The sequence below is a fragment of the Staphylococcus sp. EG-SA-17 genome, from assembly GCF_017151845.1.
Taxonomy (GTDB): domain Bacteria; phylum Bacillota; class Bacilli; order Staphylococcales; family Staphylococcaceae; genus Staphylococcus; species Staphylococcus aureus.
The window spans coordinates 1-281 of record NZ_JACVZO010000133.1; the positions used below are offsets into that span (position 1 = coordinate 1).

A 281-nucleotide genomic window follows, 5' to 3' on the forward strand; every position below is an offset into this window, starting at 1 on the left:
GTCCTACAACCCCAACAAGCAAGCTTGTTGGTTTGGGCTCTTCCCGTTTCGCTCGCCGCTACTAAGGGAATCGAATTTTCTTTCTCTTCCTCCGGGTACTAAGATGTTTCAGTTCTCCGGGTATGCCTTCTGATATGCTATGTATTCACATATGGATAACATGACATAACTCATGCTGGGTTTCCCCATTCGGAAATCTCTGGATCAAAGCTTACTTACAGCTCCCCAAAGCATATCGTCGTTAGTAACGTCCTTCATCGGCTTCTAGTGCCAAGGCATCC

General features: G+C 46.6%; 1 rRNA gene. It reads right to left on the reverse strand.

The window, feature by feature from the left end:
- Nucleotides 1–281: ribosomal RNA gene (locus IDG65_RS14410) — 23S ribosomal RNA — on the reverse strand; the annotation flags it as partial.